The sequence below is a fragment of the Amycolatopsis sp. NPDC006125 genome, from assembly GCF_040614195.1.
In the GTDB taxonomy this organism is placed as follows: Bacteria; Actinomycetota; Actinomycetes; order Mycobacteriales; family Pseudonocardiaceae; genus Amycolatopsis_E; species Amycolatopsis_E tucumanensis.
Map to the genome: position 1 here is coordinate 12,809 of NZ_JBEXTZ010000032.1, position 22,844 is coordinate 35,652.

Annotated in this window: 30 protein-coding genes; 5 read left to right on the forward strand and 25 right to left on the reverse strand. The window is 72.8% G+C overall.

Translation table 11 applies throughout. The features are described 5' to 3' along the window. The 12 genes from ABZ193_RS18180 to ABZ193_RS18235 form a co-directional block, all read right to left on the reverse strand. Entirely contained in the window at positions 1-834 is an 834-nt protein-coding gene (locus tag ABZ193_RS18180) for a hypothetical protein (RefSeq protein ID WP_020418058.1), read from the reverse strand. 82 nt (positions 835-916) lie between these two features. Continuing rightward, on the reverse strand, positions 917-1,198 hold the full coding sequence (locus ABZ193_RS18185; RefSeq protein WP_027935867.1) for a transglycosylase: 282 nt from the start codon (positions 1,196-1,198) through the stop codon (positions 917-919). A gap of 65 nt (positions 1,199-1,263) precedes the next feature. Next, entirely contained in the window at positions 1,264-1,554 is a 291-nt protein-coding gene (locus ABZ193_RS18190) for a gas vesicle protein K (RefSeq protein WP_020418059.1), read from the reverse strand. Next, positions 1,547-1,738, reverse strand: coding sequence for a gas vesicle protein (locus ABZ193_RS18195; RefSeq protein ID WP_020418060.1), 192 nt, complete (start codon positions 1,736-1,738; stop codon positions 1,547-1,549). The genes ABZ193_RS18190 and ABZ193_RS18195 overlap by 8 nt, the downstream gene beginning before the upstream one ends. Continuing rightward, positions 1,735-2,511 (reverse strand): GvpL/GvpF family gas vesicle protein, encoded by a 777-nt coding sequence (locus ABZ193_RS18200; RefSeq protein ID WP_020418061.1) that lies wholly within the window; start codon positions 2,509-2,511, stop codon positions 1,735-1,737. The genes ABZ193_RS18195 and ABZ193_RS18200 overlap by 4 nt, the downstream gene beginning before the upstream one ends. Continuing rightward, entirely contained in the window at positions 2,495-2,860 is a 366-nt protein-coding gene (locus ABZ193_RS18205) for a gas vesicle protein (protein ID WP_020418062.1), read from the reverse strand. The genes ABZ193_RS18200 and ABZ193_RS18205 overlap by 17 nt, the downstream gene beginning before the upstream one ends. 1 nt (position 2,861) lies before the next feature. After that, positions 2,862-3,164, reverse strand: a complete 303-nt coding sequence (locus ABZ193_RS18210; protein WP_039791447.1) for a gas vesicle protein — start codon at positions 3,162-3,164, stop codon at positions 2,862-2,864. A gap of 7 nt (positions 3,165-3,171) precedes the next feature. Then, a complete protein-coding gene (locus ABZ193_RS18215) occupies positions 3,172-3,417 on the reverse strand; it encodes a gas vesicle protein GvpG (RefSeq protein ID WP_020418064.1) in 246 nt (81 codons plus the stop codon). Between the two features lie 3 nt (positions 3,418-3,420). Further along, positions 3,421-4,185, reverse strand: coding sequence for a GvpL/GvpF family gas vesicle protein (locus ABZ193_RS18220; RefSeq protein WP_020418065.1), 765 nt, complete (start codon positions 4,183-4,185; stop codon positions 3,421-3,423). Then, the gene (gvpJ, locus tag ABZ193_RS18225; protein WP_020418066.1) at positions 4,182-4,577 is read right to left on the reverse strand and encodes a gas vesicle protein GvpJ; all 396 of its coding nucleotides are present in this window, start codon (positions 4,575-4,577) and stop codon (positions 4,182-4,184) included. Before gvpJ ends, ABZ193_RS18220 begins: the two co-directional genes overlap by 4 nt. Next, the gene (locus ABZ193_RS18230) at positions 4,574-5,596 is read right to left on the reverse strand and encodes an SRPBCC family protein (protein WP_354710718.1); all 1,023 of its coding nucleotides are present in this window, start codon (positions 5,594-5,596) and stop codon (positions 4,574-4,576) included. Before ABZ193_RS18230 ends, gvpJ begins: the two co-directional genes overlap by 4 nt. Before the next feature lie 5 nt (positions 5,597-5,601). Then, positions 5,602-6,183, reverse strand: a complete 582-nt coding sequence (locus ABZ193_RS18235) for a hypothetical protein (RefSeq protein WP_354710719.1) — start codon at positions 6,181-6,183, stop codon at positions 5,602-5,604. A gap of 365 nt (positions 6,184-6,548) precedes the next feature. On the opposite strand from ABZ193_RS18235, the gene ABZ193_RS18240 reads away from it, so the two are divergent. Further along, on the forward strand, positions 6,549-7,007 hold the full coding sequence (locus ABZ193_RS18240) for an XRE family transcriptional regulator (RefSeq protein ID WP_193354352.1): 459 nt from the start codon (positions 6,549-6,551) through the stop codon (positions 7,005-7,007). A 364-nt stretch (positions 7,008-7,371) separates the two neighbouring features. Here ABZ193_RS18240 and ABZ193_RS18245 read toward each other — a convergent pair whose 3' ends face one another. The 3 genes from ABZ193_RS18245 to ABZ193_RS18255 all read right to left on the reverse strand — a co-directional run bounded on the left by ABZ193_RS18245 (position 7,372) and on the right by ABZ193_RS18255 (position 9,621). Continuing rightward, on the reverse strand, positions 7,372-8,427 hold the full coding sequence (locus ABZ193_RS18245; RefSeq protein WP_354710721.1) for a sulfite oxidase: 1,056 nt from the start codon (positions 8,425-8,427) through the stop codon (positions 7,372-7,374). A 92-nt stretch (positions 8,428-8,519) separates the two neighbouring features. Beyond that, complete coding sequence (locus ABZ193_RS18250; protein WP_235716301.1) at positions 8,520-8,726, reverse strand: hypothetical protein; 207 nt, start codon at positions 8,724-8,726, stop codon at positions 8,520-8,522. Between the two features lie 103 nt (positions 8,727-8,829). After that, positions 8,830-9,621 carry a metalloregulator ArsR/SmtB family transcription factor gene (locus tag ABZ193_RS18255; protein ID WP_354710722.1) on the reverse strand — a complete coding sequence of 264 codons (792 nt, stop codon included), beginning with the start codon at positions 9,619-9,621 and terminating at the stop codon, positions 8,830-8,832. An 83-nt stretch (positions 9,622-9,704) separates the two neighbouring features. On the opposite strand from ABZ193_RS18255, the gene ABZ193_RS18260 reads away from it, so the two are divergent. After that, positions 9,705-10,634: a LysR family transcriptional regulator gene (locus ABZ193_RS18260; protein WP_354710723.1), complete on the forward strand. Its 930-nt coding sequence runs from the start codon at positions 9,705-9,707 to the stop codon at positions 10,632-10,634. Here the strand turns inward: ABZ193_RS18260 and ABZ193_RS18265 are convergent. The 7 genes from ABZ193_RS18265 to ABZ193_RS18295 form a co-directional block, all read right to left on the reverse strand. Beyond that, positions 10,631-11,305 (reverse strand): sigma-70 family RNA polymerase sigma factor, encoded by a 675-nt coding sequence (locus tag ABZ193_RS18265; protein ID WP_354710724.1) that lies wholly within the window; start codon positions 11,303-11,305, stop codon positions 10,631-10,633. The two genes, ABZ193_RS18260 and ABZ193_RS18265, sit on opposite strands and share 4 nt — an antisense overlap. Further along, positions 11,298-11,795: a sigma-70 family RNA polymerase sigma factor gene (locus ABZ193_RS18270; protein WP_354710725.1), complete on the reverse strand. Its 498-nt coding sequence runs from the start codon at positions 11,793-11,795 to the stop codon at positions 11,298-11,300. The genes ABZ193_RS18265 and ABZ193_RS18270 overlap by 8 nt, the downstream gene beginning before the upstream one ends. 159 nt (positions 11,796-11,954) lie before the next feature. Next, a complete protein-coding gene (locus tag ABZ193_RS18275) occupies positions 11,955-12,311 on the reverse strand; it encodes a hypothetical protein (RefSeq protein ID WP_354710726.1) in 357 nt (118 codons plus the stop codon). Positions 12,312-12,387: 76 nt separating this feature from the next. Then, entirely contained in the window at positions 12,388-12,924 is a 537-nt protein-coding gene (locus ABZ193_RS18280; protein WP_354710727.1) for a sugar O-acetyltransferase, read from the reverse strand. Between the two features lie 3 nt (positions 12,925-12,927). Further along, positions 12,928-13,716, reverse strand: coding sequence for a cyclase family protein (locus ABZ193_RS18285; protein WP_354710728.1), 789 nt, complete (start codon positions 13,714-13,716; stop codon positions 12,928-12,930). 3 nt (positions 13,717-13,719) lie between these two features. Continuing rightward, positions 13,720-15,003 carry an MFS transporter gene (locus ABZ193_RS18290; RefSeq protein WP_354710729.1) on the reverse strand — a complete coding sequence of 428 codons (1,284 nt, stop codon included), beginning with the start codon at positions 15,001-15,003 and terminating at the stop codon, positions 13,720-13,722. After that, positions 15,000-16,199: a M20 family metallopeptidase gene (locus ABZ193_RS18295; RefSeq protein ID WP_354710730.1), complete on the reverse strand. Its 1,200-nt coding sequence runs from the start codon at positions 16,197-16,199 to the stop codon at positions 15,000-15,002. Before ABZ193_RS18295 ends, ABZ193_RS18290 begins: the two co-directional genes overlap by 4 nt. A 113-nt stretch (positions 16,200-16,312) precedes the next feature. Here ABZ193_RS18295 and ABZ193_RS18300 point away from each other — a divergent pair, with 113 nt between their 5' ends. Then, positions 16,313-17,320: an Lrp/AsnC ligand binding domain-containing protein gene (locus tag ABZ193_RS18300; RefSeq protein WP_354710731.1), complete on the forward strand. Its 1,008-nt coding sequence runs from the start codon at positions 16,313-16,315 to the stop codon at positions 17,318-17,320. 241 nt (positions 17,321-17,561) lie between these two features. Here ABZ193_RS18300 and ABZ193_RS18305 read toward each other — a convergent pair whose 3' ends face one another. Both ABZ193_RS18305 and sigJ read right to left on the reverse strand, forming a co-directional pair. Then, on the reverse strand, positions 17,562-17,906 hold the full coding sequence (locus ABZ193_RS18305; RefSeq protein ID WP_020422805.1) for an MmcQ/YjbR family DNA-binding protein: 345 nt from the start codon (positions 17,904-17,906) through the stop codon (positions 17,562-17,564). Between the two features lie 48 nt (positions 17,907-17,954). Next, the gene (gene sigJ / locus ABZ193_RS18310; RefSeq protein ID WP_354710732.1) at positions 17,955-18,836 is read right to left on the reverse strand and encodes an RNA polymerase sigma factor SigJ; all 882 of its coding nucleotides are present in this window, start codon (positions 18,834-18,836) and stop codon (positions 17,955-17,957) included. Positions 18,837-18,958: 122 nt separating this feature from the next. Here sigJ and ABZ193_RS18315 point away from each other — a divergent pair, with 122 nt between their 5' ends. Together ABZ193_RS18315 and ABZ193_RS18320 are read left to right on the forward strand one after the other, a co-directional pair. Further along, positions 18,959-19,942, forward strand: coding sequence for a GlxA family transcriptional regulator (locus ABZ193_RS18315; RefSeq protein ID WP_354710733.1), 984 nt, complete (start codon positions 18,959-18,961; stop codon positions 19,940-19,942). 66 nt (positions 19,943-20,008) lie between these two features. Further along, a complete protein-coding gene (locus ABZ193_RS18320; protein WP_354710734.1) occupies positions 20,009-20,611 on the forward strand; it encodes an isochorismatase family protein in 603 nt (200 codons plus the stop codon). 345 nt (positions 20,612-20,956) lie between these two features. On the opposite strand, the gene glpK is transcribed toward ABZ193_RS18320, so the two are convergent. Then, on the reverse strand, positions 20,957-22,828 hold the full coding sequence (glpK, locus tag ABZ193_RS18325) for a glycerol kinase GlpK (protein WP_354710774.1): 1,872 nt from the start codon (positions 22,826-22,828) through the stop codon (positions 20,957-20,959). Positions 22,829-22,844: the final 16 nt, after the last annotated feature.

A 22,844-nucleotide genomic window follows, 5' to 3' on the forward strand; every position in this document is an offset into this window, starting at 1 on the left:
TCAGGCCGGGGGCCGGTCCTGCGGCATCGTCGCGCTGCCCTGCGACGACGGCGGCATCGCCGCGGTCCGCTCCTGCGGCATCGTGGCGGTTTCGGCCGCGTGCCGCGGGGCGCCCGCGCCGGCTTCCCGTTCCGCGTCCTCGCGGCCGCGCCGGTAGGCCTCGGCCCTGGTGCGGGCCGACGGGATCTCCTCCTCGGCCCGGTTGAGCCAGCGGTCCCAGCGCTGCTGCATCGGCCGCATCAGGCCACCGCCCGCGCCGACGACCAGCACACCGCCGACGGTCGCGAGCAGCGCGATCAGCACCGGCCCGGTGACCGTGGTGGCCACGCCGATCTGGTTCAGCGCCGCGATGACACCGAAGGCGATCACCACGACCTGCACCACCTTCGCGACCAGCGGACCGTAGCTGAGCCCGCCCATCGCGCCGCGGATCAGGTCGTGCAGCGCGCTGCCGACGGCCGCGGCGACGATCACGATGACGATGGCGACGATGGCGCGCGGCAGCCAGGCCACGATCGCCGCCAGGATGGCGCTGACCGGGTTCGGCCCGAACACGCCGAACGCCAGCTGCAGGGCGATCAGCAGGACCGCGTAGTAGACGAGCGCGGCCAGCAGCCCGCTCGCGTCGTACCGGGACTGTTCCAGCGCACGCTTGATTCCGCCGCGCTCCACCGCCCGGTCGAAACCGACCCGTTCGAGCACGACTTTGACGACCTTGCGCAACGCTTTCGCGACCAGCCAGCCGACGATCAGCACGACGAGGAACACCGCGAACTTCGGCAGGAAAGTGATCACTTTCCCGACCGCGTCGTTCCAGAATTGGGTGACGTTCATCTTTCACATCCGTGAATGAGGGGACCGGGCGCCCGGCCCGGGCCGGAAACGGTGTCCGGACCGGGCCGGGCCGGGAAGGGGGTCAGTGCATGAGCTTGCGCCGGCGGCCGCCCCGCAGGGCGGTGGCCAGCGAGACCCCGAGGACGGCGAGCACCAGCTGGGTCAGCACTTCGAGCCAGTCGATACCGTCGGTGTCGGCGTACCCGACACCCCGGGCGATCGCGGTGCCTGCGAAGGCCGCGACGATACCGACGACGATGGTCAGCCAGATCGGGATGTTCTGCTTGCCGGGCGCGAGCAGCCGGCCGAGAACACCGATGACCAGCCCCACGACCAAGGCACTGATGATTCCGGATATAGCCATCGCAACTCCATTGTTCGGCGATGGTTCCGGATTCCCGGACAATTCCCGATGAAACCTATTTCACATCACCGCCGATCCGCCAGCAACGGGCCGAGCGGGCCGAGATCGATGTTCAATTCCTCCGGGGACACGCCGAAATGCTCGCACAGTTCCGCCATGCGCTCGTCCAGCCGCATGAGCGTCAGCCCGATCGCCTCGACCTGCTCGTCGGTGAGGTCGCCGCGGTCCACCCGTCGCAGCGCCTGCTTTTCCATCAGTTGCCGCAGCAGTTCCACCACGGTCAGCACGAGACTGGCCAGACCGCGCTCGACGCTGTCCGGATCGGTGTCGATGCGGCGCTTCGCGGGGTCAGTCATCGGCGGGCTGCAGTGCGCTCACCGAGGACAGCAGCGTCCGCAGCGAGATGTGCACGAGGTCGACGTCGGCGATGGACAGGGTGATCTCACCCGTCACGACGACCCCGCCGGCGAGGACCCGGTCGAGGAGGTCGACCAGCGCCACGGGCTGGTCGGCGACGGGCGCGGGAAGCGGTTCGGTCATGTTTCCTCCAAGGACGAGAACGAGTACGGCGGCCACGGCCCGGTGAGCTGGACCCGGATCGCCGGGCTGTCGTCGTCGCAGGCCGCCACCGCCTCGGCGAAGGCACGCGCGTCGTCGTCGCCGACGAGGTAGGCGGCGTTGAGCACCATCTGCTGGTCGTCACCGGACAACGCCTTGCTCTGCAACGGGTGCAGGCGCGCGCCGGCGGCCAGCGCCGCGAGTCTGGAGTGGACCTTCGCGGCCTGTTCGCGTGCGAGCCGTTCGGCGTCCGCGCGCGCGTCGCGTTCGGCGCGGCGCCGGGCGAGGTACGCCGTCCCGGCCCCCCGGCGGGACGGCGTCTCCGCACGCCCGGCCGGCGGCGGCTCCTCGAGGAAGACCTTGACGCCCCACTCGGTCCGCCCGGCCACACGATCCAGGGTGCGCGCCAGCTCGTGCCCGCGGTGTTCGAGGACGCGGCGCACGCCGTGCTCGTCGCGGTACACCGTGGCCAGCCGCACCGGCACGACCGGACCGGCGCCGGCGAGGGCGCCGACCACGGCGTCGTGCGCGCGGGCCACGGCGCCGAGCCAGTCCAGGTCCTCCAGGTTGCGGTGCAGGGCCTCCTCGCCGAACGTCTCCAGTGGCACGTCGCCGACGACGGCCGCCAGCTCGCCGGCCTCCACTGCGCGCAGGGCCTCCCCGGCGACGCCGCGCAGTTCGCCCGCCGCACCGGCGTTCTCCCGCCGGGCCACGGCGTAGAGCCAGATCCCGCTGTCCTCAAGCACCTCGGTCACCGTGCCGGTCCTCGATCACGGCGTGGTCGCCCGCGCCCTCCAGCTCCTCGACGCGGGCACGCAGCTCGCGGTTCTCCCGCTGCAGCCGCGTGGTGTCGCCGGAGAGCCAGGGATCGCTTTCCCACCAGTTGATCCCGACCTCCCGCGCGGTCTCCAGCGACGCGATCACCAGGCGCAGCTTGATGGTCAGCAGTTCGATGTCGAGCAGGTTGACCCGGATGTCCCCGGCGATCACCAGCCCCTTGTCGAGCACTCTCTCCAGGATGTCCCCCAGGTTGGCGGGCTGGTGGTTGCCCAGCGCGGGCGACCCGCCTCCGCCGGGGGTGGTGGCCGGCTGCCCGGCGGCCATGTCAGGACACCCCGCTTCCGCTGTCGGCCCGGCCGCGGACGTACCGCTTGGTGCGCCGGTAGGCGAGCAGCTCCCCGTCGGCGCCGAGTTCCAGCTCGTACAGGGCGAGCATGTCGGCCGAGGACGGGATCCGCCGGTCCTCCAGCACTTCGAGCTCGACGAGCCAGCCGTCGTCGGTGGGTTCGACCGAGGTGACCGACACCGGGTTCCGGCTGATCAGCTCGCCGGCGTGGGCGAGCGCCCGCGACGCCGCTTCCGGCGCGGACAGCACGCCGTCTCCGCCGGCCTCATCGCGTGCAGCCACTTGGCGGTCACCTCTCCTTCTCGTCGGTCTCCGTCACGTCCAGCCGCCGCAGGACCTGCTGCTGGACCTCGGCCTCCTCCTCCGCCGAGATCTCCCCCGCCGCGCGCTTCTCCTCCGCCGCTTCGAGTTCACGGCGGATCGACGCGGGCGCGGCGAGTTCCTCGTTGACCCGGCGCTGGATCAGCTCGCCGAGCTGGATCACGCCGCGCACCGGCAGCAGCGGGAGGCCGAGGATCCCGGACAGCAGGCCCATGCGCTACGCCTCCGGCCGTTGTGTCACGACGAAGTCGTACGCCGCGAGCGGGCCCAGCAGGCGCACCTCGGCGCGGCCCGACCAGTCCCGCGCGACGCGGTCGACGGCTTCCTCCAGATCGGACTGCTTCGCCGTCTCGACGAGGCACGCGAGGTGCACCGCGTCCTCTTCGTGCGTCGGCTCGCGCGGGGCGACCTGGGCGCCGATCTCGGCGAGCGCGTCGGCGACCCGTTTCGTGTCGGCCTCGCGCCGGGCGGCGATCGCGTTGCCGATCCCCTCACCCAGCGCGATCCGCTCGTTGCGCGTGGCGTCCTCGGACTTCCCGCGGATCGCCTCCCGCAACTGGGCGAGCTTCTCGTCGGACTCGAGGATCTCGCGCAGGATGGTCTCCTCCACGTAGCGCGCCTTCACGACGTACTGCGCCTTGCCCTCCAGCTCGTCCAGTGCCGCGACGAAGTCGTCCTGGTTGGCTTCGAGCAGTTCCGTGCGCACGGCGTCCTCGTCGGTGACCACGGCGCCGAAGCGCAACGGCAGCACCGGCACCTCGGCGGCGGCCGCGTCGAGCAGCGCCGCGTGCGCGGTGAGGTCCTCCGGCCGCCCGAGCGGCTTGTCCCGCGGAACCTCGCTCACCAGCGCGGCGATCCGGTCGTGCTTGACCGCGCGGACCTCGGCAGGCGGGTCGCCGACGCCACGGGCCTCCGGATCGGTCTCGACGTCGGACGGCACGATGCCGTACACGTAGACCACCGTCTCCCGCTCCTCGCTCATCGCCCACCGCCCTTCCGGCGGGCGCGCTCCGGCTCCTCGTCGCCGCCGAGGAGGTCCTGCAGCTTCTCGCCCGCGGCTTCCAGCGCTCCCCGGGTCTTCGCCTTCGAGCCGCCGGAGGTCACGTCCTCCAGCAGGTCCGGCAGGCCCTTCTGCTCGGTGTCGGAGATGTCCAGCCGGTTCACCGCCTCGGCGAACCGCAGGTAGGTGTCCACGCTCGCGATGACGACCCGGGCGTCGATGGTCAGCAGTTCGATCCCGACCAGCGACACGCGCACGTAGGCGTCCAGGACGAGTCCCTTGTCCAGGATCGTGTCGATCACGTCCGCGAGGCTGCTGGAGGTGGGCCGGTCCAGGCCCCCGCCGCCGCCCGACGGCTGAACCGCTGTCGTCATCGCCTGCTCCGTCCTCTGCCCGCCGACGCCCGGGCGCGTGTCCGGCGCGCCGGCGGTTCCTCGGCCTCTTCTTCGGGCTCTTCGTCTTCGGGTTCTTCCTCGTCCGGTTCTTCCTCGTCGGGCGCCTCGGCCTCGTCGAGCTCCGGCTCCTCGGGTTCCTCCTCCGGTTCCTCGTCGCTGTCCTGGACCTGGCCGTCGTGGATCTCGCCGCGCCAGCCCTCCACCTCGTCCGGGTGCAGGATCGCTTCGGTCATCACGTGCCGCTGGAAGTGCTTGAGCTCCAGCCGCGCGCGCCGCCCCTGGGCCCGCCAGATGTTGCCGGTGCGCTCGAACAGGCCCTGCGGGTGGTACTCCAGCACCAGCACGACGCGGGTCAGGTCCGGGGTCAGCTCGTGGAAGGTGACCGCGCCGTCGACGTGCCCCTTCTCGCCCTTGGAGCGCCACACGATGCGCTCGTTGGGGACCTGTTCGAGGATCGTGGACTCCCACGTGCGGTGCGACCAGAAGATCTGCGCCTTCCAGGTCAGCTTCTCGTCGCTGGTCTGGTCGACGTTCTCGACCTTCTTCATGAAGCGCGGGAATTCGGTGAAGCGGGTCCACTGGTCGTACACCAGGTCGATCGGGGCGCCGATGTCGGCCTGCTCGACGATGTTGGTGACCTTGAGCTTGCCGCCCCCGCCACCACCGCCGCCGGAAACGGCGTCCTTCACCTTGTCCGCGAGCCCGGACAGCCCGCCCTTGACCGCGCCCATCATCGCCTTGCCCTTGACGCTGGGCTTGCCGCCGGTGACGGCTTCGATCAGGCCGCCACCGCCGCCACCGGAGGCGTAGTCCTGCAGGCGCCCGGAGGTCGAGGTGATCCGGTTCGCCAGCGAGGTCGACGCGCGGGTGGTGACCGCGCCGGCCAGTTTGCGCAGCGCTTCGGTCAGCTCGCTGGACGGCTTTGGGGCGGCGTCGGCCACGCCGGAGGCCGTGTCGGTGGTCTTCTCGAGAGTCTTCCTGATCTGGTCGGTGGCCACGGCGCTCACCTCCGCGCCCGGCGGACCGGGGTGCGGGCGGCGGCCGCCCGGCCGGTGCGGCGCGCCCGGGTGGGAGCGGGCTCTTCGTCCTCGTCCTCAGGCTCGGGCTCGGGCCGGCGGCGTCGGGTGGCGGTGCGGCGGGCGCGCGCGGGTGCCGCGGGCTCCTCTTCGGGCTCCTCCTCCGGCTCTTCCTGGGACTCTTCGTCCTCTTCGGGCGCTTCTTCGGCCCGGTCCTCGGTCTCCTCGTCGGTGTCCTCCGGCTCCTCTTCGGCGCCCTCGTCCGCGGACGGGCGCTTCGCACCGTCCTGGAGGCGCTCGCTGAGCGACTCGATGCGCTGCGAGGCCGCCGTCACGGCGGCCGCCTTCGCCGCGCTGAGCAGCTGGTCGCGGGCGACGTCGGTCAGTTTCGTCAGCTCCGCGGACGAGCCGAGCTGGCTCAGGCCGTTCTGCAGCAGCTTCCCCGGGGTGACGCCGGTCTTGCCGGTCGCTCCCGCGGCCGCGATCATCAGCGCCAGGCGCATCTTCTTCGTGCGGCCCAGTAGGTAGCCGAGCCCGACACCGAGGGCGACACGCGATCCTGCCTTCATTCGTAGTCCTCCTGACTCCGGCGATTGGCGAGTCCTGCCGACAACCCACGCGCCACCCCCCGAACTCATCGGGGCGAGCAGGATGTACCGGCCGAGAACTACCCCGCCGCCTCGGCGGAAAAACTGCGAGCGGCGGCCGAAAAACAATTTCCACGACACGATCTTTGTCCAAGATCTACTCACCATTTCCCTACTGGGGCGTCAAAACACGGTTCAACAGGACGGTTTCCGGCATCGGCGTCCGGGGTGGACCTATACTCCGGAAAATCGCCGGGACAATTCTCCGCGCGGAAATGGGTGACGAAACGAGTACCGATAGCGAGGGAATCGAGAGCGGATCCGCTGTCACCGGAACCGCGGCGAAGTTGCTTTCCGCCGCCCGCGGGCAGCGGCGACTGTCGCAACGGGAACTGGCGCGCCTGGCGGGCGTGCCACAGTCGACGGTGGCGACGATCGAGGCCGGGCGCCGCCAGCCGTCGGTCGCGATGCTGGAACGCCTGCTGCGCGCGGCGGGTTTCCACCTCGCCACGGAGCTCGTGAACGCGTTGCGCCCGAGCGAGCTCCTGGAGCGCCAGCGGCGAAGCGCCACCGAGGTCCTCGCGCGCTACCCGGTGACGCGGGCGTGGCTGACGGGCCCCGCCGCCCGCGGCGAGGACCGCCCGGATTCCGGCCTCGACCTGGCGGTGGCGCTACGCCCCGCCGCGACGGCCGACGACATCGCCGGGCTGGGCGCGGAACTGTCCGGTGTGCTCGGCTGCCCGGTCGAGGTGACGACCGGCGATTCCGGCGGTGGAGAGGACTTCTTCTACACGCGCAGCGCTTAGACCGGGCACCCGTTGGACGTGGCGGCGGGCCAGGACACGCCGCCAGGCCGAGGGACGCTGCCGCGCACCGCGGAAGCTGCTGCTACCCGGCACGGGCCCGCCACGTCAGACTGCCACCACCGGGTGGCGCCGAGCGCCCGTTGGCCATGGCGGCCGGCCAGGACAGCGCCGCCGTTGCCGAGAGGCACTGCCACCCGCACCAGCGGAAGCTGCCGCCACCCGGCACGGGCCCGCCACGTCAGACCGCCACCACCGGGTGGCGCCGAGCGCCCGTCGGCCATGGCGGCCGGCCAGGACACCGTTGCCGAGAGGCACTGCCACCCGCACCAGCGGACGCTGCCGCCACCCGCACCGGCCCGCCACGTCAGACCGCCACCACCGGGTGGCGCACCACCGCGCCGAACAGGTAGCCCTGCGTGTTGTACAATTCGATGTCCGGCTGGGCCACGCCGTGCCGGTCCACCGCGCGCGCCCGCAGCGTGTGCTCGCCCAGGCCCGGCCGCCACCGCAGCGTCCACCGCTGCCACCCGCCGCCGCTGCCGACGAACTCGGCGCGCCGCCACGTGCGGCCGTCGTCCGTGCTCACGTCGACCCGGCGGATGCCGCCGGTGCCGGACCAGGACCGGCCACGCAGCACGTGCTCCCGGCCCGCGGCGAGGGTCGCCCGCCACGGCAGTTCGAACACGCTCTTGGTGTTCTGCCGCGTCACCAGCACCCCTTCCGGCGGGTAGTCCGGGCCGGTCAGCCGGTAGTACTGCGTGTCCCACGGCGAATCCAGCGGAGTGCGGGACACCTGGATGCGGCCGAGCCACTTGATGGACGCGATGCCGATCCAGCCCGGCACCACCAGCCGCGCCGGGAAGCCGTGGTCCGGCGGCAGCGGTTCGCCGTTCATCTCGTAGGCGACCAGGACGTCGTCGAGCGCCTTGCCCACCGGCAGCGGGCGCCGCACCCGGCCCAGGTTTACGCCGCCGGTGACGTAGTCGGCGTCGAGACCTTCGGGCAGCACGTCGACGGCGTCGCGAGCGAGGCCGGCCCGGTGCAGCAGCGTCGCCAGCGGCACGCCCCGCCAGCGCGCCACCCCGATCGCGCCGAGCCGCCACGCGGTGCCGGACACGGTCTGCCCCTGCTGCGAGGTGAAGAAGCCGCGCCCGTTGCCCGCGCACTCGATGGCCGCGGTGATCGTCTCCGACGGCAGGCGCAGCAGGTCGTCGTAGGTGACGGTGACCGGCCCGCCCCGGAGCCCGTCGCCGGTGATCTCCAGGCGCCAGGTCCGCGCGTCGAGCAGCGGGGTGGCGGTGTGGTTGCGCACGAAGAACCGGGACACCGGCACGATGTCCCCGACCGGGTGCGGCGAGTCCCACCGCATCTCGGCGTTCGTGCCGAGCACGGTGAAGTCCTCCGGCGGCAGGGGTTTCACGATGGGAGTGTCGGCCGCCACGGTCGCTGCTGTCCACAACGGACCGGCGGCGGCGACTCCCGCCACGCCGAGCACGGTTCGCCGTCGCACGTTCACAGCGCGAGGTCCGCGGCCAGCACGTGGAACGCTTCCCGTTCCCGCGCCGAAAGCGGCACGGCGAGACGGTCGGCCGGATGGCCCAGCGGCGGATAGTCCGGACGGGGCAACGCGAAACCGACGTCGTAGGGCGCGCCGGCCGGCACCATCGCGTGGCCGATGCTGCCGAGCGCGCGACCGAACGCGCGGAGGATCCGGGCCACCGTCACCACCCCCTGAGCCGTGGAAGTCCCTCGGATCATGGAGGATTCCGGCGGATTCGCGGTAGCCGTCCCACAGAGCGGGCAACCGCTCAGCGCGGCCGGGTCAGGCGTGCGCCTCCGACATCTCCCACGGCGCCTGCGGCAGCACGTCCCCGGTCTCCAGCAGCGACTTCAGGTTCGCCAGCACCGCGGGCCAGCCGCTGGAGATGCCGTTGCGCATCTCCTCGTTGGGCAGCCTCTCGTGGGTCACGGTGAGGCGCACGATCTGTTCGTGCGGCTCGACGAGGAAGGTGACCACCGACGGGTCCCGCGACTCGCCCAGCGAATCCTCGAACGTGATCACCAGCCGGGTCGGCGGCTCGGACTCGAGCACCTTGCCCACCACGTCCACGGCGCCCGACCCGTCCACGCGGCGGTGCTCCCACACCGAACCGGGCTGCCAGTCGGAGATGTTGGCGTGCCCCCAGTAGCGGGCGGTCAGGTCCGCGTCGGTGAGCGCCCGCCACACCTGGTCGGCGCTCGCGCGGATGTAGGTGACGTAGACGTAGTCCGGGACGGTCATGGCGTACTCCTCTGCCTGGTCTTTGATGGCCGCGAGCACACGCAGCCGGGGTTTGTCGAACTCGGCGATCCAGCGCTGCTCGATCTCGTGAATGGGCCCGGGGTTGAGGTAGTGCAGGCGTTCCCGGCCGCGGCGCACCACGGTCACGAGATTGGCCCGCACCAGGACGTCGAGGTGCTGGGTCGCCGACTGACGGGCCATCCCCAGCGGCTCGCACACCTGGCTCAGGGTCTGCCCGTTCTGCTCCCGCAGGCGGTCGAGCACCAGCCGCCGGGTCGGGTCGGCCAGCGCCTTGAACACCGCGTCCATCGCTTCCGCGCTCACGCCGACCATTATGCAGGTAAATACCTGCCTTTTGTCAACAACCGCTTCGACGCGGCGGCACAACCGCTGGTTGTGGCAGTAGGTTCGGCGCCGTGGATCTCGAGGCGGTGCGGACCTTCGCCGCGGTCGCCGCGGCGGGCCGGTTCCAGGCGGCCGCGGACGAGCTGGGCGTCACGCAGCAGGCGGCGTCGAAACGGGTGGCCGGCCTGGAGCGGCAGCTCGGCGTGCGGCTGTTCGTGCGCACGGCCGGCGGTGTGCGGCTCACCGTGGACGGGCAGGCGTTCCTGCCGCACGCCCGCGAACTGCTCCGCGCGGCGGAGCGCGCGCTGACGGCGGTCACACCGGGGCGGCGGGCGCTGCGGATCGACGTGCTGAACCGGCGGGTCGCGGCCGCCGGCATCCTGCACGACTTCTACCGGCAGCATCCCGGCATCGAACTGGACGTGGTCACGCTGACCGTGGACGCGGCGTCGGCGCTGGCCGAGGTCGCGGCGGGCACGCTCGACGCCACCTTCCGGTCGCTGCGGGCGACCGCGGGGAAGGTGCCTGCCGGGCTGCGGGCGGCACGGGTGATCGACGACCGGCACCAGGTGCTGGTCGGTCCGCGGCACCCGCTGGCCGGCGCGGCCGCGGTGACGCTCGCCGAGCTCGCCGGGCACCCGATCTGGATGCCCGGCCTCGTCGACACCGAGGCGAAGGGCTACTACGAGGACCTCGCGGCCGCGTTCGGGCTCACCATCGACACGATCGGGCCGAGTTTCGGGGTGGAAGCGCTGCTCGCGGAGATCGCCGACTCGGCCCGGCTGGCGACCTTCGTCGGCGAGGGCTCGCGGTACCTGTGGCCGGAGAGCTACGACCTGCGCCGGATCCCGGTCGTCGGTCCGACGCCGGTGTACCCGCACTCGGTGATCTGGCGGGCCGACAACGCCCACCCGGTGCTGGCGAGCTTCCTCGACTACCTGCGCAGCCGCCACCGGGCCACCGCCGGCGGGGACGTGTGGGTGCCGGAGTGGGCGCGCTAGACCTCGCTCGCGGCGAGGGCCTTGCGCAGGCTCGCGAGTGCCCGGTGCTGCGCGACGCGCACGGCGCCCGGCGTCGACCCGACCACCTCGGCCGTCTCCTCCGCGGACAACCCGGCGACCACCCGCAGCACCACGATTTCCCGCTGCTTGTCCGGCAGCACCCGCAGCAAGCGCGACATGCGGTCGTTCAGTTCGCGGTGCAGCAGGCGCGCCTCGGGGCCGGTCTCGCCGTCGGCCTGGTCCGGCACCTCCGCGACGGGTTCCGCCCGGTTCCGGCCCGCCGCGCGGTGGGCGTCGGCGACCTTGTGCTGGGCGATGCCGTAGACGAACGCGAGGAACGGCCGGCCCTGGTCGCGGTAGCCGGGCAGGGCGGTGAGCACCGCGAGGCACACCTCCTGGGCGACGTCGTCGGCGGCGGCGAAGGACCCGTGCCTGCCGACGCGGGCCCGGCAGTACCGGACGACCAGCGGCCGGATCTCCGCGAGAAGCCGTTCGACCGCGACGGGATCCCCGGCCACGGCGGCGGCGAGCCCGTCGCCGGCGACCTCGCGCGCCACCCGCGCCCGGAACGCCCGGACCCGCGCCGGATCGTCGAGATCGGTCGTGAAGAGGCGGTCGAGGTGCGCGCCCGCGGCGGTCAGCCGGGTGGTCAGGACGTCGTCGTCAATCATCGCTGTGCCTCCCGCCGGGCGGTTCGAGAAGGTCCCGCAGCGCCCGCCGCCCCCGCGAGACGCGCTTCTTGGCCGCGGGCACCGAAATCCCGAGGGCATCGGCGATCTCCCGGAGGGAGAACCCCTCCGCGGCGAGCACCACCGCGTCGCGATGGCTGCCCGGCAGGGAGCGGAGCGCGCGCAGGGTCTCCACGGTTTCCAGGTGAGCCTCCGGCGAGGCCCAGGTGCGCTGCCGCGTCCGGTCGGCGATCAGGTGGGCGTCCGCGTCGGCGTTCCAGCGGGCTTTGCGCCGCGCGGCGAGCGCCATGTTGCGCACGGTCGCGAACAGCCAGGCCCGCTCCTGCTCGATCGGCCCCACTGTCCCCCGGTGCTCGCCTAGGACGAGCTCCGTCACCGCGTCCTCGGCGATCGTGCGCGCCTCGGAGACCGGGCACCCGAGCTTGACCGCGTACCCGGCGAGGTCGGCGTAGTAGAGCTTGCGGAGCGTCATGGCGCGCTCGGCGACATCGTCCGGCCCGCCCGTCACGTCGGAGCCGGCCGGGATCGCCTGCCTGCCCGTCCGCGCGTCCTGCCGGTCCGTCTGCTCATGTCGTCCTCCCTCGGCTCCACCAGTAAGTGACGCACGGCGGGCAGAGGTGACCAAGAATTTTCAGGCGGCGCGCCGCGCGCTGCGGGATGCCGCGGCGAGGCTCGCTTCGCAGGCGGTGATCAGTTGCGCGTCGGCGCGGGTGTGGCTTCCGCGGGCGCACTTGGGGCACCTCAGGGCGACCGTGCCGAGCACCTCGTCGACCGCCACTTCCAGCGCCCGTTTGCACGGGCGGCACCACCGGTGCCCGCTGACCTGGCTGACGTGCAGGTCGCTGTGGCAGCACTGGTGGATCCAGCGGCGGTGCACCGGGCAGGTGATCCGGTCCAGCGGGTCCAGGAACCCGCACTCCTCGGCGTGGTCCTCGGCGACGAGCGCGTCGTCCAGTGCGATCCGGGTCAGCAGCGTCGTGGTGGTCATCGCTCTCGTCCTTTCTCCTCGTCCTTACCGGTACGTCGAGCCACCACGCGCCGGATCGACAGGACGGGGAGGGAATTCAGAGTTTCTTCACCACGCGCGCCGGGTTGCCGACCGCCACCACGTCCGGCGGCAGATCGCGCGTCACCACCGACCCCGCACCCACCACGGTGTTCTCGCCGATCGTCACGCCGGGGCATACGATCACGCCACCGCCGAGCCACACGTTGTCGTGCAGGGTGATCGGCTCCGCGGCCTCCCACTTCTCCCGCCGCAGCCGCGCGTCGAGCGGGTGGGTGGGGGTCAGCAGCTGCACGCCGGGGCCGATCTGCGCGTCCGCGCCGATCGTGATCGGGGCGACGTCCAGCAGCACCGCGCCGTAGTTGAGGAACGCGCGCGGCCCGATGCCGATGTGCGAGCCGTAGTCGACGTACAGCGGCGGCCGCACCTCGGCGTCCTCCCCCACCGACCCCAGCAGCTCACGCAGCACCGCCGGGTCCCCACCGTCGTTGAACCGCCGCTGCAGCTCCGCCGCCCGCCGCAGCGCGGCCTGCAGCTCCGGGTCGTCCGCGCGGTACAGCTCCCCCGCGAGCATCCGTTCCCTCTGACCGGTCACGCGTCACCACACTGCCAGCGGCCGCACGGGCGCGCCAGTGGCCCCGACGACCGGCAGCGGCGCGCACACGAACAGGAACTCCGCTGGTCCCGCCGCCGCCAGCTCCTCCAGGTTCATCACCTCGATGATGTTGATCCCGTTCTCCTGCAACAGGATCCGGTGCACCGGCAACCGCCCCAGCCCCGCCTCGGGGCTGATCTGCTCCAGCGCGATCGTGTCGCCGCCGACCGCGCGCACCCCGCGCTCGGCCAGCCACCGCGCACCGCTCGCGTCCAGCCCCGGCACACCACCCTCGCCGCCGAGATAATCCGCGGGCCGGTCCCACAGCTGCGCCCACCCGGTGCGGACGAGCGCGACGTCCCCGGCGCGCACTTCCAGGCCGGTCGCGGCGAGATCCTCCGCCGTGACGGCCTCCCCGGGCCCGAGCCGCGGCACGGCCCGCAGCCGCGGGATGTCGAACAGCACCCCGCGGCACAGGATCGGCGGCACCGCCTCGATGCCGCCGACCCGGTAGCGTCCCCGCTCCAGCGCCTGCGCCACCGGCACCCCGCCGTGCAGGACACCGTCGGCCGCGACGTGGCTGACCGCGTCCATGTGGGTGCCGACGTGCCCGCCCATGGTGATCAGCTCGTGCGACCCGGTCAGGCCGTCCTCGCGGACGACGTCACCGTGCCGCTGGGCGAGCGCGAACCGGAACGGCGGGTGCGTCGGCGAGGACGGCATGCCGTTCTCCAGCGGCTGCGAGAGATCGGCGATGCGGTGGCCGTCGGTCAGCGCGTCCAGCAGGGACATGGTTCAGCTCAGTTCCTTGGCTCGGGTCTCGGGCAGGGTGGCGATGGCGGCACTGGACACCAGCATCAGCAGGACGAGGTATCCGGTGAAGGCGGAGCGGCCGAACTCGGCGCCCACCCACGCCTGAAGATACGGCGCGGTCCCGCCGAAGGCCGCGACGGCGATCGAGTACGGCACGGCGAGCCCCAGCGCGCGGATCGCGGTCGGGAACATCTCCGCGTACACCGCGGGCAGGATCGACACCCCGGCGGAGATGAACACCGCCGCCAGGCTCATGCCCAGGAACAGCTGCCACGCGCTGGTGCGCACGATGAACTGAACCGGGAACAGCAGCGCCGCGCACCCGAGGGTGGAGATCAGCAGCACCGGTTTCCGCCCGATCCGGTCGGACAGCATGCCCCAGAACGGCATGGTGACCATGAGGATCACCGCCGACCCGACCCCGGCCCACAGCGCGGCGGTCGACCCGATGTGCAGGGAGCTGATCGCGTACGCCGGGGCGGCGATCACCCACGAGTAGTAGACGACGGTGAACCCGATGGACAGCCCGATCACCTGCAGTGCCTGCCTGCGGTGCTCCAGGATCGCCGGCCACAGCCGGACCTTCTCCCGCCGCCGCGACGCGGTGAAGGTCTCGCTCTCGGTCAGGTTCCGTCGCATGTAGACGGCCACCAGCCCGAACACGCCGCCGAGCAGGAACGGGATGCGCCAGCCGAAGGACTGCATCTGCTCCGGCGTCAGCACGACCGTGAGGACGAGCCCGAGCACGACGCCGACGGTGTTGCCGAAGACGCTGGCGATGTAGATCAGGCTGGACCAGCGCCCGCGCTGCGCCGCGGGCGCCATTTCGGACAGGTAGGTCTGCGCGGACGGCAGTTCCCCGCCGCACGCCAGGCCCTGCACCACGCGGGCGAGCAGCAGGATCAGCGACGCCCACGCGCCGACGGCGGCGTAGGTGGGGGCGATGCCGATGACGAAGCTGGCGCCCGCGATGGTCGCGACCGTGACCGTCATCGCGGTTCGCCGCCCGGCGCGGTCGGCGAACCAGCCGAACAGCAGCCCGCCCAGCGGCCGCGCGACGAACCCGACGGCGAACACGGCCAGGCTGGACAGCACCGCGGAGAACTGGTTGCCGCGGTCGAAGAACTGCGTGGCGAAGAACGGCACGAAGATCGCGTAGATGCCCCAGTCGTACCACTCGAGCGCGTGCCCGAGCCCGGTGCCGACGAGCGTGGTGGTGCGGCTCGTGGCCGGGGCCCGGGTGCCGCGCTGCGCGGTCTCGGTCATGGTCGGTCTCCTTCGGACGCGAGCCGGCGCCGTGCCAGCTCGGTGAACAGGGCCGCGCCGTCGGCGAGCACGGAGTCGTCGAACACGGCGTGGGGGCTGTGGTTGAACGCCGCCCGGCGCGGGTCGGCGCCGGCGGGCAGCGCGCCGAGCGCGAGGAAGCAGCCGGGCACCTCGGCGAGGACCCTGGAGAAGTCCTCGGCGCCGGCGATGGGGTTGGGCATGGTGGCGTAGCCGTCGTCGCCGAACGTCTCGCGCACCACGTCGCGGGCGAACGCGGTCTCGCCGTCGTCGTTGACCGTCGCGGGGCGGGCTTCCAGGTACTCGGCGTCGGCCTCGACGTCGTGGGCCTGCGCGATGCCCCGGACCAGCCGGACCGCGGCGTCCCGCACGCGCTGCCCGGCGTCGCGGGAGAAGGTCCGGACGGTGGCCTCGAACCGGGCGGTCTCCGGGATGATGTTGCTGCGCGATCCCGCCCGCACCACCCCGACGGTGAGCACCACGGGGTCGAACACGTCGAACCGGCGGGTGACCATCGTCTGCAGCGCGGTGATCATCTCGGCGGCCACCGGCACCGGGTCGCGCGCCAGGTGCGGGGCCGAGCCGTGCCCGCCGCGGCCGCGCACGGTGACCGCGAACGACGCGGAGGCGGCCATCATCGGACCGGGCCTGCTGGTGAACCCGCGCTCGAACGTGGAGAACACGTGCAGCCCGTATGCGGCCTCCACACGCGGGCCTGCCGCGTCGAGCACGCCTTCGTCGATCATCGCCCGGGCGCCCTCCCAGCCCTCCTCCCCCGGCTGGAACATGAACACCACGTCCCCGTCCAGCCGGTCGCGGCGGTCGGACAGCAGCCGGGCGGCGCCGGCGAGCATCGCGGTGTGCAGGTCGTGCCCGCAGGCGTGCATGGTCCCCTCGGCGCGGGAGGCGTAGTCCAGCCCGGTCGCCTCCTGCACGGGCAGCCCGTCCATGTCGGCGCGCAGCAGCACCGCCCGGCCGGAGCGGGCGCCCCGCAGCACGGCGGTGACCGCGGTGGAGCTGCGGCCGGTGGTGATCTCCAGCGGCAGGCCGTCCAGCGCCGCGAGCACGCGCTCCTGCGTGCGGGGCAGGTGCAGGCCGACCTCCGGCTCGCGGTGCAGGTCCCGCCGCAGCCGGACGAGGTCCTCCGCCATCGCCCTGGCGTCCGCCACCACCGACATCCGTTCTCGCCCTCCTCGTGGTCACGTTGTTCCCAGGAGTTTGCGCAGCGGCTACCCTGTCGCCGCTGAAATCGCATGATTCGCGCACCGTTTCCGGGCTCAGGGAGGTTTTCGTGCATCCGGACCTGGACGAGCGGGACCTCGAGCTGCTGCACGGGCTGCAGATCGCGCCGCGGGTGACCTGGGCGGACGCGGCCAGGATCCTGGGCACGACCCCGGCGACGGTAGCGGCGCGCTGGGCCCGCCTGCGGGAGGCCGGGGTGGCGTGGGTGACGGCCCACCCCGGCGGCGACTACCGGCGGGTCGTCCTGGCGCTGGTCGAGGTGGACTGTCAGCCCGCCGCGCGGGACGAGGTGCTGCGGGCGGTGTGCGCGGATCCGCGAGCGGTCACCGTCGAGGAGTCGACGCGTGGCCGCGACCTGCTGCTCACCGTGATCACCCCCGATCTGGCCGGGCTGACCACGTTCGTGCTCGACGACCTGCCGCGGATGCCCGGCGTGCAGCGGCAGCGCACGCACGTCGTCAGCGCCACCCACCGCGACGGCAGCTCGTGGCGGCTGGACGCGCTGAACCGGTCGCAGGAGCTGGCGTTCGAGGCCGCGGCCCGGGCCACCCGCCCGGCGCCGGGCGTGACCGCGCCGCCGAACGCGGGCCCGTTGATCTCCGCGCTGGCCCACGACGGGCGGCGCACGGCCGCCGAGCTGGCGTCGCTGACCGGGCGCAACCCGGCGACCGTGCGGCGGCAACTCGCCCGGCTGCTCGCCTCGGGGCTGCTGTCGTTCCGGTGCGAGGTCGCCCAGTCGGTGTCGCGCTGGCCGATCAGCAGCACCTGGCTGGCCAGCGTCGCCCCGGCCGACCAGCAGCGCACCATCGAGGCGATCACGACGCTGCCGGAACTGCGGATGTGCCTGTCCACCACCGGCGACAGCAACATCGCCTTCACCGTGTGGACCCGGTCGCTGGCCGACCTGCTGCGGCTGGAGCGCCTCATCGGGGAGAAGCTGCCGTGGCTCACCGTGCGCGACAACGGGATCAACCTGCGCACCCCGAAGCGGATGGGCTGGCTGCTCACCCCGGACGGGCGCGCGACCGGCGAGGTCGTGCCGCCGGTGACGTGGTGATCGCCAGCTGTTGTGACTCGTGAGGTTGTGGACGGCGTGTTGGGTTGATCGTGGGGAGGGCCTCCGGGCGGAGTGGGTGTTGCGACGCATCCACTACCAGTAGGCCCGGCAGTTGATCATGCGGTTGGCCGACCGCCCGCGGCACAGCCCCACCCGCCTGCCTGCGCAGACCGAACGGCAGGGGCGAATGCTTCAACCGCACCCTGCTCACCGACCATCCACACCTGTCAGGTCACGACAGCTAGCGCGGCAACGGCTGCGCGGCGATGAGCTCCTCCGGCGCGGACAGCCGCCACGCCTCGTAGACCAGTTCGGCCAGCTCGTCGGCGTCGATGCCGGCCAGGTGGACCACCACCCAGCCGAACCCGCCCGCGGTGAACTGCTCCTCGAACACCTCCGGCCGCTCCGCGACCAGCGCCTGCTGCTCGATCAGGGTCTGCTTGAGCCCCACGGTCTCCGTGCGCGGCCAGTAGTAGCCGAACCGCTTGCCCCGCACGCTGTAGGACGTGTACTCGCTGCCCTTGCCGCGCTCGACCTCCGCCAGCGCGTCCACCATCTCGTGGAACTCCGCACTGCGCACGCTCATCGCCCACCCCCGTCGTCCGGCCCCCAGCCTAGACAAACCGGGCAGGGGTCAGGAATCGGTCCAAGGCCGCAGTTTCTCCGGATTGCGCACCGCCCAGATGCGGGTCACGCGGTCGCCGTCGACCTCGAACGCCAGCACCGCCTCGGTGCGGCCGGCGTGCCGGACCACCAGGCCGGGCTGGCCGTTGACCGGGCGTTCCTCCAGGCCGAGACCGGGGGCCTGCTCGACGAGCGCGGCCATGTAGCGCGCGATCTCCTCCGCGCCTTCGATCGGGTGCGGCGCGGCGCTGACGAGACCGCCGCCGTCGGCGACCACCGTCGCGCCGGGGTCGAGCAGCCCGACCAGCGCCCGGATGTCCCGGTTCTCCCACGCCCGCTTGAAGTTCCGGACGACCTCCGCCCGCTGCTCGCCGGAGGCGGCGGGCACCCGCGCGTCGCGGACGCGGCGCCGCGCCGACGTGGCGAGCTGACGGCACGCCGCGGGTGTGCGGCCGACGATCTCGGCGACCTCGGCGAACGGGTAGCGGAACACGTCGTGCAGCACGAACGCCACCCGCTCGGCCGGGGTCATCGCGTCGAGCACGACGAGGAAGGCCATGCTGACCGACTCGTCGAGCGTGACGCGGTCGGCCGGGTCGGCGGCGGACTCGCGGTCGGGCAGCGGTTCCGGGATCCACTCGCCGACGTACCGCTCGCGGCGGGCGCGGGCCGAGCCGAGCAGGTCGAGGCAGATCCGGCTGGCCACGGTCGTCAGCCAGGCGCCCGGGGACTCGATCGCCTCCTGCTGGGCGCGGGACAGGGAGTACCACCGGGCGTAGGTCTCCTGCACGACGTCCTCGGCGTCGGCGAGGGTGCCGAGCAGCCGGTAGGCGAGGTTGATCAGCTGGCGCCGCTCGCTGATGACGGCGCTCAGGCCCGGATCGGTGGTCATGGTGGCTCCCTCGGTCTCGTGCTCCCCCTCTTGACGAGACAGCGCCCCCGATTGTGAGGCGTGTCCGGATGTGACAGAACACCGTCATTGCCGCCATGGCCGCCGCCGGTCACGATGGGTGCATGGCAACCACCCGCCGTGTCGTGATCGCGGTCTTCCCCGACGTCGACCTCCTCGACGTCACCGGCCCGGCCGAGGTGTTCACGCTGGCCAACCGGGCGACCCGGGGCGCGGCCGGCTACGTCGTCCAGCTCGCCGGACCGGACGGCGGCGTCGTCACGACGTCGGCGGGGGTGCGGCTGGTGACCGATCTCGCGTTCGCCGAGGTGGACGGCGCGCTGGACACGCTCCTGGTGCCCGGCGCGGTCGACCTGCGCCCGGACGGGCCGGTCGCCCGGATCGACCAGGAGGTGGTGACCTGGGTGAAGGCGACCGCGCCGCAGGCCCGCCGCGTCGCCTCGGTGTGCGTGGGAGCGCACGTGCTGGCCGCGGCCGGGCTGCTGGACGGCAAGACCGCCACCACCCACTGGTCGACCGCCGCGCAGCTGGCCGCCGACCACCCGGCGGTGCGGGTGGACCCCGACCCGATCTTCGTGCGCTGCGGGGACGTGTGGACCGGCGCCGGGATCAGCGCCTGCATGGACCTCGCGCTGGCGCTGGTGGCCGAGGACCTGGGCGAGGAGGTCGCCCTGGACGTGGCGCGGCAGCTGGTCATGTACCTCAAGCGCCAGGGCGGGCAGAGCCAGTTCTCGGTCCCGCTGAGCTCGCCGCCCGCCGCGCGGCGGGACATCGACGAACTGCGGATGTTCATCGCCGACAACCTCGGCGGCGACCTGTCCACCGCGGCGCTGGCGGACCGGATGTGCCTGAGCGAGCGGCACTTCGCCCGCGTCTTCCGGCAGGAGACCGGCCGCACGCCGGCCGCCTACGTCGAGGCCGCCCGGGTCGAGGCCGCGCGCCGCCTCCTGGAGAGCACCGACGAGCCGCTGGACCGGATCGCCGCGGCATGCGGGCTCGGCTCGGTGGAGACGCTGCACCGGGCGATGCGCAAGCAGATCGGCACCACGCCGGCCGCCTACCGGCGCCGGTTCCGCACCACCGTCTGACCCTGTGATTTCGGGCGCGGCAATCCCGCCGCGCCTGCCGTTTCCCTGCCCAGAAGGAGTTCCGTCATGCCCGTTTCCCCGACCCTGCGGGAGGTGCTCGGCCTCGGCGCCGAGCTGCCCCGGCTCGCCGACACCACCGTCGTGCTGATCGACTTCCAGAACACCTACCGCACCGGGGTGATGACCCTCGAGGGCGCGGAGCCCGCCCTCACCGCGGGGGCCCGCCTGCTCGCCGCGGCCCGCACGGCCGGCGCGCCGGTGGTGCACGTGCTCAACGATGGCGGGCCGGGCAGCCCGTACGACATCCGGGCCGAGATCGGCGCGATCAGCCCCGAGGTGTCGCCCGCCGAGGGTGAGCCCGTGGTGGTCAAGCGCTTCCCGGACGCCTTCCACGAGACCGGGCTGGAGAAGGTGCTGCGCGAGCTGGGTTCCGGCACGGACCTGGTGCTGGCCGGTTTCATGACCCACATGTGCGTCACGTTCACCGCCCAGGGTGCCTTCAACCGCGGCTACCGCCCGACGATCGTCGCCGAGGCCACCGCGACCCGGGCCCTGCCCGCCCCGGACGGCACCGCGGTGGCGGCGGGCACGCTGCAGACCGCGGCCCTGACCACGATCGGCGACCTGTTCGGCACGATCGCGCCGACGGTGGCGGACCTGACGCGCTGACCGCCCCGGCGCGGCGGTCGTGACTCCCTTGGTAGCGCTCTCGACGAGCTGGGCACGGACACTGGAGGTGCCCGACGGCCAAGACGACCGCGGGCAACCGAACCGGCAGTGGATCGCCGCCGTCGTGGTCGCGCTGCGGCGTGTCGCCGGCGCCCTTCTCGGGGCTGGATCGGAGCGAACGCCACGCTCCGATCCAGCTCCGCGACACTGACTGAACAGCGCACCCAAAACGTCGCCCGTGCCCGACAGGTAGCCCTGACGGTAGGCGGTCGACAGTGCGAAGCGTGAGACCGTGCAGTGCGGTCACGCTCTCGTCCGCAGCCGTCGCCGCGGATCGCCGGGGGCTCAGCGCAGGCGGCGCGCGCGTTCCGCCGCGAACGCCCGGCCCAGCCCGATCCGCTCCGCCGGGGAGACCGTCCGCCGCAGCTCGTTGAGCAGGCCGCGCTCGACGGCGCGGATGTGCTCGGCCACGATGCTTTCCAGGCGCAGCAACGCTTTCTCCCCCTCCGGGCCGGGGTCCAGCGCGGCCCGCGCGTCCGCCGCGAAGTCCGGCACGACGGCGCGCAGGACGCGCGAAGCCGCCGTGGCGTGGGCGGTCAGCAGCGACACCAGCTCACCCGCCAGCGCGGCCCGGTCGGCCTCGTCGTCGCGCAGTTCGCGGAACAGCTCCTCCATCCGCCGGTGGTCGGCCTGCACCAGCTCCGTCACGTCGGTGCCGGGCGTCGCCGCCGGGGACGGGCGCGTCCAGCCGAACGTCAGCTCCACCGCCTGCCGCCAGTGCGCGTACTCCCGCTCGCGGCGGGACGGGTCCATCTCCGGCAGCCACTGGCCCGCCCGGTGCCAGTTGCGCCGCAGCCCCTCCAGGTCCGGCCAGTACCCCACCGACAAACCCGCCGCGTAGGCCGCGCCCAGCGACACCGTCTCCGCCACCATCGGGCGCACCACCGGCACGTCCAGGACGTCCGCGACGAACTGCATCAGCAGGTTGTCCGCGGTCATCCCGCCGTCGACGCGCAGCGTGGACAACGCGATCCCGGAGTCGGCGTTCATCGCCTCGACCACCTCGCGCGTCTGCCAGCCGGTGGCCTCCAGCACGGCCCGCGCCAGGTGCCCCTTGGTGATGTAGGAGGTCAGCCCGGCGATCACCCCGCGTGCCTCGCTGTGCCAGTGCGGCGCGAACAACCCGGAGAACGCCGGCACGATGTAGCAGCCGCCGTTGTCCTCGACGGTGCGCGCCAGCGTCTCGATCTCCGGCGCGCTGCCGATCAGGCCGAGCCCGTCGCGGAACCACTGGACCAGCGAGCCGGTGACGGCGATCGAGCCTTCCAGCGCGTACACCGCGGGCTCTTCGCCGATGCGGAAGCCGACCGTGGTGAGCATGCCGTGCGTGGACAGCACCGGGGTCGTTCCGGTGTTGAGCAAGAGGAAACTGCCGGTGCCGTAGGTGCACTTCGCCTCGCCGGGCGCGAAGCAGGTCTGGCCGAACAACGCGGCCTGCTGGTCACCCAGCGCGGCGGCGATCCGGATCCCCGGCACCACCCGCGACGTCGTGCCGTACACCTCGGTGGACGAGCGGATCTCCGGCAGCATCGCCCGCGGCACGTCGAAGAACTCCAGCAGCTCGTCGTCCCAGGACAACGTGCGCAGGTTCATCAGCATCGTGCGCGAGGCGTTGGTGACGTCGGTGACGTGCACCCCGCCGTCCGGCCCGCCGGTGAGGTTCCAGATCAGCCAGCTCTCGATCGTGCCGAACAGCACGTCCCCGCGCTCGGCCCGCTCACGCAGGCCCGGCGTGTGTTCCAGCTGCCAGCGGATGCGCGGCGCCGAGAAGTACGTCGCCAGCGGCAGCCCGCACAGCCGCCGGACGCGGTCCGCGCCCGGTTCGCGCGCCAGCGCCTCGACCATGGCGTCGGTGCGGGTGTCCTGCCACACGATCGCGCGCCCGACGGGGGCTCCGGTGTGCCGGTCCCACAGCACGGTCGTCTCGCGCTGGTTGGCGATCCCGAGCGCGGCGACCTGCTCCGCGCCGATGCCGGCGTCGGCCAGCGCCTGCGGCACGATCCGGCCGAGGTTGCGCCAGATCTCGGTCGCGTCGTGCTCGACCCAGCCCGGGCGCGGGAAGTGCTGCTGGTGCTCGCGCTGCGCCACGGACACCAGCCGCCCGCGGGCGTCGAACAGGATGCACCGGGTGGACGTGGTGCCCTGGTCGACCGCCATCACGTAGTGCTGCACC